Origin of the sequence: Planktotalea sp., assembly GCF_039984035.1 — a bacterium.
Taxonomy (GTDB): Bacteria; Pseudomonadota; Alphaproteobacteria; order Rhodobacterales; family Rhodobacteraceae; genus Planktotalea.
Genome location: NZ_JBDWVM010000459.1, coordinates 1 through 8,676 on the forward strand (window position 1 = coordinate 1; position 8,676 = coordinate 8,676).

Below are 8,676 nucleotides of genomic sequence, written 5' to 3' on the forward strand. Positions count from 1 at the left end.
CTGTCCTCGCCGCCAAAGCGCTCGAGCCAGACCTCTTCCATCGTGAAGACCAGTACAGGCGCAAGCCATGTGGTCAGGCGTTTGAACAGGATATCCAGCACCGTACGCGCAGCGCGGCGGCGCTCCGTATCCCCATCACAATAAAGCGCATCTTTACGCACATCGAAATAGAACGCAGAAAGTTCAACAGTCGCAAACGTGAAGACCGCAGAGAAAACCCCTTGGAAATCAAACGCTTTGTAACCTGCTTTCACTGTCTCATCGAGCTCGGACAGACGGTGCAGCACCCAACGCTCCAGCTCCGGCATATCAGCCGCATCCATACGATCCGCTTCGGTGAAATCATTCAAAGAGCCGAGCATAAAGCGCATCGTGTTGCGCAAACGGCGGTAGCTGTCTGCCACACCTTTCAGGATTTCAGGCCCGATACGTTGATCAGACGTGTAATCCACCTGAGCCACCCAAAGGCGCAAGATATCCGCGCCATATTGTTTGACGACCGTCTCAGGCACGATGGTGTTGCCGAGCGATTTGGACATCTTCATGCCCTTCTCATCCAGCGTGAAACCATGCGTGACAACGTTACGATAAGGCGCGCGGCCAAGTGTGCCACAAGCCTGCAAGAGCGAGGAGTGGAACCAACCGCGGTGTTGGTCGGTGCCTTCCATGTAGACATCAGCGATGCCATCGGCAGTGCCATCTTCGCGATCGCGCAGAACGAAGGCGTGCGTAGAACCGGAATCAAACCAAACGTCGAGCACGTCGAACACTTGGTCAAACTCGTTAGGGTTCACGATGCCGTCTAGGAAACGCTCCTTCGCGCCGTCCTTATACCATGCATCCGCGCCCTCAACTTCGAACGCATCCACGATACGTTTATTAACCTCTTCGTTCTTCAACAGGAACTCAGGATCCGTTGGCAACACGCCTTTACGCGTGAAGACCGTGAGCGGAACGCCCCAAGCCCGTTGACGCGAGAGAACCCAATCAGGGCGCGCCTCGATCATAGAAAACAGGCGATTGCGCCCCGTTTGCGGCGTCCATTTCACCAGCTCATCGATAGAGGTCAGCGCGCGTTCACGGATCGTCGCGCCATGCGTGTCCTGACCATCACCCAAAGGCTTATCAACCGCCGCGAACCATTGCGGCGTGTTGCGATAGATGATCGGCGCTTTGGAGCGCCAAGAATGCGGGTAGCTGTGCTTGATCTTACCACGTGCCAGAAGGCCGCCGACTTCAACCAGCTTTTCGATGATCGCCTTGTTGGCGTTGCCCTCTTTACCGTTCGGCTTGAGGATCGCCTTGCCACCAAAGAACGGCAGATTCGCGCGGAAGCGGCCATCGTCCATGACGTTATAGGTGATGACCTGCTCCAGCATGCCAAGATCGCGGTAGAGTTCGAACTCTTCCATACCGTGGGACGGGGCACAGTGCACAAAGCCCGTACCCTCGGTATCCGTCACAAAATCGGCAGCGCGGAAATCACGGATATCGTCCCATTCGCCATTGCCCTCTTCCGCGCCCGCAAACGGGTGCAGTAGGGAAATTGTTTCTAACTGTTCGTTGCTCACGTCCGCCTTGCGGGTGTACATGCCCTCTTCGAGACGTGCGCGTGCGAACACATCAGCGGCCAAGTTGTCGGCCAGCAGATATGTATCGCCCGCGTTAAGCCAGCATTCTTCTGGGGTCGATGTAACTTCATAAAGGCCATAGGAGATGCCCGCGCCGTAAACGACCGCCTTGTTGGACGGGATGGTCCATGGCGTCGTCGTCCAAATTACGACCTTCGCCGCATCAAGGGTTGCATCGCCCGTGCCAGTTACTTGGAATTTCACCCAGATGGTGAAGCTTTCCTTGTCGTGGTACTCGACTTCGGCCTCGGCCAGCGCGGTTTGCTCAACTGGCGACCACATCACAGGTTTGGAGCCTTGATAGAGCGAGCCGTTCATCAAGAATTTCTGGAATTCTTCCGCGATCACCGCTTCGGCGTGGAAGTTCATCGTCAGGTATGGATCAGGCCAGTTGCCAGTAATGCCCAAACGTTTGAATTCCTCGCGTTGGATATCAACCCAGCCTTCGGCAAACTTACGGCATTCCTGACGGAAATCGACGATATCGACCTCGTCCTTGTCTTTACCCTTCTTGCGGTACTGCTCTTCGATCTTCCATTCGATCGGCAGACCGTGGCAATCCCAACCAGGTACATAACGCGCATCAAAGCCCATCATCTGGTGCGAGCGCACGATCATGTCTTTGATCGTCTTGTTCAACGCGTGACCGATGTGCAAATGGCCATTCGCATAGGGAGGACCGTCGTGCAGCGTGAAAGGCGTACGGCCTTCTTTCGCGCGTAGGCGGTCATAAACACCCATCTTTTCCCAACGCTCGAGCCATTCAGGCTCGCGCTTGGGCAGTCCCGCGCGCATGGGGAAATCGGTTTTAGGCAGGTTCAACGTGGATTTGTAATCAACGGTATTTTCGGGTGTGTCAGCACACATATCGGGCGTCCTTTGGAACGTAGAATTTTGAATAAAAAGGGCAGCGCGGGCATTTCCCATACGCCTTATCCCGGCGGCTCTAGCTCAGAGCGCCGGGCCGGTAATTCGAATAATGATCGCGAATATCCGTGCCATGTTAAGGCGCTTATAGGCGCGCTGCAGCGCAAGGTCCAGAGGCGCATGGCTGCCTTAAAACCAGGTTCCCAAATCAGGGCGCATTAGCATCAGCCAAACGATGCTCATAACGCAAAAGAACGCAGGAAACCCGCAGGCGAACCAAATTCGAAACAGGGTATGATATCTTTTGGATAAAGTGGCATCGGCCTGCACTGCGACGCGTGCTAAATCACGCAATTGGATCTGAATCCACACAACCGGCAGCCAGAAAACGCCCGTAACAACGTACAGCAGAAGAGACAGCGCAACCCACCCCTCACCCAAGTCCCACCCGAGCGCGCGCGCAAGCATGAAGCCCGTAATGGGTTGGATAATCGCGGCGCTCGCCGTGAAGAGCGTATCAGCCACAATCACCGTGTTTGCTGTTTGCATGATGAATTTCGTATCACCACTGCGGTGCGCCATGAGCATGAAAAACGCGATGCCTGCGCCTGTGCCGAGCAAAACGCAGGCACCTAATACATGCAGCCAACGGATCAAATCGATCCATTCCATTATCGTTTCTCCAACAGTGCCAAAGTGACCAAAGACAGGATGAACGCCGGCATTATCTTGACCAGCGGCCCCAGCGGATCAAGCCATAGCGCTGGTGTGACGACGCTCGCCGAAACAAGGTAGATCATGCAAACAGCGCTCATTCCGATGCAAGCCTGCCGCGCCGTTTTACGCCAAAGAATCGCCACCGCTAAGGCGATATCAACCAATGCCCAAAATCCGACGCTGGCTTGCGCGAGAAAAGACGGCCAGCCAACATCGATCAACGTTTGCGCAGCGACGGATATGCGGGCCAAGCCGATGATCCCAGACAGGAACCAAAACAGCGCCAGCGCGGCGACGCAGATCGGCATCAACAGCGCCATGCGCGCGCTGACCCGATCCTCTGCGCGGGCAGGCATTTGCGCAAGTATTTCTGGCAGGTTCTTCATTGGTGCACCGCCAAGACCTTGCCATGTCTTGGGATCCCCTTTGATGCCATCTTGAAGCGTTAAAAGCGCGGCGCTCCGCAAGGGAGAACGCCATCCCAAACGGCCCAACCCATCAGCGACAGCGCCAACGGGCCTAAGTAAAAACCGAGGTAATGGAATCTCCAAGCGCGCTGGTTCAAAACCGAGCCAATCGCGCATTTGTTTTTGTAGACTTCCCAATGAATGCGCCGTTTCTTCAACCAAATCCGCTGTGGTGTTGGGCGCAATCGTCTTGTCGAGACAAGCTCGCACCGCCCGTGCCACATCAGGTAATCCAACAGATTGAATTGGCGTATCCTTCAGAGCAAGGGGTTGCACAAACGGGATCGCAGAGAGCATGCGCAACAAGGCTGTGCCGCCATATCCTGTTTGGGCCAACACCAAGCCCGGACGCAATATCCAAGTGCGCCCGCCTGCTGCTTCAACAGCCTTGTCGCCTTCGGCTTTTGTTCGAAAAAAGGACGTCTTGGCGTCTTGGCTCACGCCTGCGGCTGATACCTGCACCAAACCGATATCGCGTTCTGCGCAGGCCTGAGCTAACGCCGAAATGGCCGTAACATGCACCGCTTGAAGGTCATCCTCTGGCCCATCTTGCAAAGCGCCAGCCGCGTTCACCACAAAGTCGATACCTTCAAGGTAAACTGACCAATCCGCCGCGACCTGAAAATCGCGTAAATCACCAAAGCGCCATTCCAAGGACTTGTGCACTTTCAAAGCAGTGCGCTGCGAGCGTCCAAATCCCACGGGGTCAAACCCGCCATTTTGCAACTCGGCCACAATACCTGAGCCAATCAGCCCATAGCCACCAAGGACAAGGACGCGTGGTGTTCCATAGGTGTCAGCGTTCAAAACTACCTCCAACAAACCGTCTCAATGTCTTAGGTGTCACTGTTGTCCGCGACCTCAGTTTCCCATCGCGCGGTCATAGCGCGGCTCAGCCACGCCAAGGCCGAGAGCGCAAGGCCAAGACCGAGGAAGGACGCAACGCGGACCAGTCCAGTCAGACCGCTCATATCGATCAAGAAAACCTTTGCAATTGTAAGAGCAATGCCCGCCATCGCCAGCTTGCGTAACACGTCAGAGCGGCGTGCAAAGGCGAAGAACAACAAGGCGACAGAGGCAATCATCATCGCAATTGTATAGCTGTACAGCTCTCCTTGACTTACGGTGTTGTTGGCGATCGCTTCACCCTGCCAAAAACGACGGATTTCAAAGCCAATGTAGGCTGAGACAAGCATCGCTGATGCGGCCATGAAAACGCGCCGCAGGATGTTTGCAACATGCTCCAATTTCCACGCGAGCCCCGTAAAGATCACAGCGGGTACAAGATAGCCAATCGCGATTGTATCCAACAGTAAGCGGCCTTCGACATCGCTTGCGCCCCAGCGTGTGAGCGGTGAAATCATTACCAGTCCGACGAACAGCGTTCCAAAGGCGATTAGGCCAATCAGTGCGGCAAGCAAAACGCGCAGTGCTTTGAACGGAGCATCCGAGCGCCAACGATAAAGCTGCGCACCCATGGACACCAAAGCAACGCTGCCCGCGAGCGAAATCCCCCAGAAACTATCGATATCGCTGCGCAGCCAACGCTCCAGCAGGATGATCATAAAGACCGCGCCAAGCGTCCAAATCGCGCTTTCCAGTGCCAGTTGCGCGCCAACGCGCTTGATCGGCCGCAAAATCCACCATGCAAGTCCCATAAAGGCCAGTGGCACCGTATATCCGATCACCACCTCCCAGAAAGGGGTGAACTGCCACGAGGCCCAAGGCACGCCTGGATCGATGATAAATCGCCATGCCAAAACTGCGACGCAGAGTTGGATAAACAACCCGAGCCACGGCATGTCCAAGCGGCGATCGATCAGGGCGGCGATCACGATCATCACAGCAATCGCGACGCTCAGCGCCGCCGCAGACAGGATCAACATCAGGGCAAAGGCAATGAGGGACAAGGCCGACATCGCGAAAAGAGCTGCGGGGCGCAGATCGTTTGGCCAGCGTTTGATCGCCCTCTCTGTGAGCAAGGTCATCAGGGCCGCGCCCGCAATCACATGGCCTGCCCATGGATAGGCGCCGATAATGTCGCTCGGCGTCCAGAACATCTCTAGCGCGCCAAATGCAGCAGGTAGGGCCAAGGCACTGGCCCCTACCCATATCAGCGAGCCACGCACGCCTTTTGAAGCGCGCCAAAAGCCAAGCCCTGCGAACACTGCAAAAATCGCAGCAAAGGCGCTCGCGGCGCGCGGCATAGTTTGCTCCACGATGTCTTCGGCCTCAGGCAAAATGCTAAAATCCTGAAATATCGGTGCGCGATCCGCTGCAAGGAAGAACAAAAGCCCCAGCAAGACCAATGGTGCTAGCGCGCTCATATCTTCTAGCGCTGGCGCGCGCTCCATCCAGATCAGTGCAAGCAAGCCAAGCAAAACGAGTGTCGCAATGCTTGCCCAGCCCTCCACACTGCCTGTCGTATCGAGCGCCAGAACCGCGCTGAAGGCGAGCGCGGCAACAAAGGTCCCAGACGCCAAACGCGTCGGGAAATCTGGCCAATGCGCCTGTCCCTTTTTGTGAAGGTTTAGCAAAAGGTCGGACAGTGTCGCCCCTTGATGATCTGGCCAGACACGGCGCTGCGGGATGGCAACGGCCGCAATCGTCGCGATGATGTAGAAGACCATCGCATGCACGCTATCGGCGCCGCTGATCAGCAACATCCACGTTGCTGCGAAACCGCCGATCAGCGCGAGCACAGACACCCACGCCCAGCGCCTCACGGTATCAATGGCCAAAGCCATCACCATGATCAGCGCGAAGTAGTAGTAAAACAAATGCGGCGCATCGCTACTGCCGCCCACGATAAAGGGCGACACCAAAGCCCCCGCAACACCGACGCCCGCTAGGAATGGCCCATAGAACCAACCGAGCACAATCGCCAGCGCCGCAACCGCAATCAGCGCATAGAGCGCGAGATCAGAGGGCAGCATATTATAAAGATGGCGCGCCGAAAGAACGGCCGCGAAAAGCGTGACGATCCCCGCACCTGAGAAGGTCGAGGGCAGCCCCGTCATAGTCCCGCTTTGGTCCCCAAAACGTCTGCGTAGAAACTCGCCCAGAATGATAAATGCCGCGCCAAGACCCAACGCGCCCATGATGCGGGCAAACGGTGTGAGCAACCCTTGTTCGACCCCATATTGCACCGTGAAAATTCCTGCCAAGGCGAGCGAGATCGCCGCTATGCCGAGGAACCAGTTGTCCTTTATCCATGCTGCCGCTTTCGCAAAGGTCTCTGCGCGAAACACAACGGCGCGTTCGGGCCTGCCTGATGTCTGGTCTTCTGTTGTTACATCGTCTGGCGTGGCAACAGCAGCGGTCGCAAAACTCTCAATGTCATCAGGGGCTTCAGCGACGTCGCTCTTCCCTTCTGCGCGCAGTTCCTCAGGTGGGGTCCATGAGGTCGATGTCGTCTCGACCCTTGATGGAGTGGCCCCAAGACCCGCGCGTTCCAACTGCTGCACGCGATCCGTTAAATCGCGCACCTTGCGGGACAACACCATGACGCCAATCGGCGCGATCACAATCCCCGCAACAACGATGATCGCAATCAAGATCAACAGACTTTCCATAGCGCCTAGTCCTCTTTACCAAACAACCCCGTTAAAGCACGGCTCAGCACGCCTGTCACAGAAGGGCGCTTTTGCACGGCGAAAGGCAACGGGCGGCAAACTTCCATTGCAGCGACGCCAACCCGTGCGGTCAGCGCGCCGTTTACCACACCTTCGCCGAAACGGCGGGAGATCTTGCCGAGCACGCCGCCACCCGCGATGGAGGATAGGAAATCATCGCCCACAGCCACTGCGCCAGTGGCCACCAGATGGGTCATCACAGCGCGCGTCAGCCGCCAGTTGCCGAGCGTGCCAGAGCGCCCGCCATAAATTTCAGCGATGCGGCGGATCATACGCAGGTTAGAGGTAAGCGCCGTCGCCACATCAGCCAAAGCCAAGGGCACAAGCGCCGTCACCATCGCCACTTGCCGCGTGGCCGCTTCGATCTCTCGCGTCGCGGCGGCATCCAGCGGGCCGAGAACATCACGTTCTGCAATGTCCAACAGCGCATCACCATCGAGCACTTCAACGCCTTTTTCAGCCAGTGCCTCACGTCCCCAACGGGTGTCTTCGCGCCCTTTGTAGAGCCGCGTGATTTGATCCACGACGGTTTGGGCTGCCTTCAGATCACCACTCGAACGCGCGGCTTCACCAGCGCGGTGCAACACGTCCATGCGCTTGAGCCGCGAAAAGGCTGCGAGTTCACGCAACCCCATCACCAGCAGAACCGAGATGAAGGCGATCATGAAGACCGTCACAATATACCCCAGCACTGGAATTCGTGTGATGAGGCCCGTGACAAAATCCCAAGCCGCTAAGGACACTGCAAAACCGAGCAAGGACAGCAACAGTCCCCAGAACCATTTGACCAAACGCGAAGGTTGGCGCGCGGTCAGGGTCGCGACGGTTTGCATTGCCTGTCCCGATGGGGGCGGCACGTCAAGGTCGGGCACTGGCGCAGCGGCTTCTGGCCCTTGTTCCGGCGCAGGTGCATCTTCCAGATCAATCAGGACAGGTCCTTTAGCCATTGTTCGTCTCCTTATCGGGATTGTCCCAAACATAGCGAATGTCGGGCAAGCCCTCGTCGTTGCCAGCGCCATTGGTGCGCTCGGCCTCTTTAAAACCGTGGCGCAGATAAAAACGTTGCGCGCCCTCGTTGGCCTCAAAAGTCCACAATTCCAAACGCTGGGTTTCGCCCATAGCGTCATTCAAGAGCATCGCGCCGACGCCATTGTTCTGCATTGCGCACTGCACATAAAGTGACTGAATGGCCTGCTCGTTTCGCGCGATGAATCCCGCGACTTCCCCATCTGTCTCACACACACGCACCCATCCCCGCGCAATCAAATCGCCCATATGCGCGATATCTTCTGCCCCTGTATGAAGCTGCGGTTTCCAAGCGTTCGCGGCGACGGCCTCGCTCAGGATTGCGCCCAGTTT

Annotated in this window: 6 protein-coding genes; all 6 read right to left on the reverse strand. The window is 56.8% G+C overall.

Annotation, left to right across the window (positions count from 1 at the left end; all coding sequences use genetic code 11):
• The coding region (gene ileS / locus ABJQ89_RS20395; protein ID WP_348497989.1) for an isoleucine--tRNA ligase at window positions 1-2,498 on the reverse strand (2,498 nt) is incomplete at its 3' end.
• 189 nt (window positions 2,499-2,687) lie between these two features.
• On the reverse strand, window positions 2,688-3,170 hold the full coding sequence (locus ABJQ89_RS20400; RefSeq protein WP_348497990.1) for a DUF2269 domain-containing protein: 483 nt from the start codon (window positions 3,168-3,170) through the stop codon (window positions 2,688-2,690).
• Window positions 3,170-4,489: an SDR family oxidoreductase gene (locus tag ABJQ89_RS20405; protein WP_348497991.1), complete on the reverse strand. Its 1,320-nt coding sequence runs from the start codon at window positions 4,487-4,489 to the stop codon at window positions 3,170-3,172. The genes ABJQ89_RS20400 and ABJQ89_RS20405 overlap by 1 nt, the downstream gene beginning before the upstream one ends.
• A gap of 29 nt (window positions 4,490-4,518) precedes the next feature.
• Complete coding sequence (locus tag ABJQ89_RS20410) at window positions 4,519-7,257, reverse strand: DUF2339 domain-containing protein (protein ID WP_348497992.1); 2,739 nt, start codon at window positions 7,255-7,257, stop codon at window positions 4,519-4,521.
• A 5-nt stretch (window positions 7,258-7,262) separates the two neighbouring features.
• On the reverse strand, window positions 7,263-8,264 hold the full coding sequence (locus ABJQ89_RS20415) for a TIGR01620 family protein (protein ID WP_348497993.1): 1,002 nt from the start codon (window positions 8,262-8,264) through the stop codon (window positions 7,263-7,265).
• Window positions 8,257-8,676, reverse strand: a 420-nt coding sequence (locus ABJQ89_RS20420) for a GNAT family N-acetyltransferase (protein ID WP_348497994.1), incomplete at its 5' end; no start/stop codon positions are given. The genes ABJQ89_RS20415 and ABJQ89_RS20420, both read right to left, overlap by 8 nt.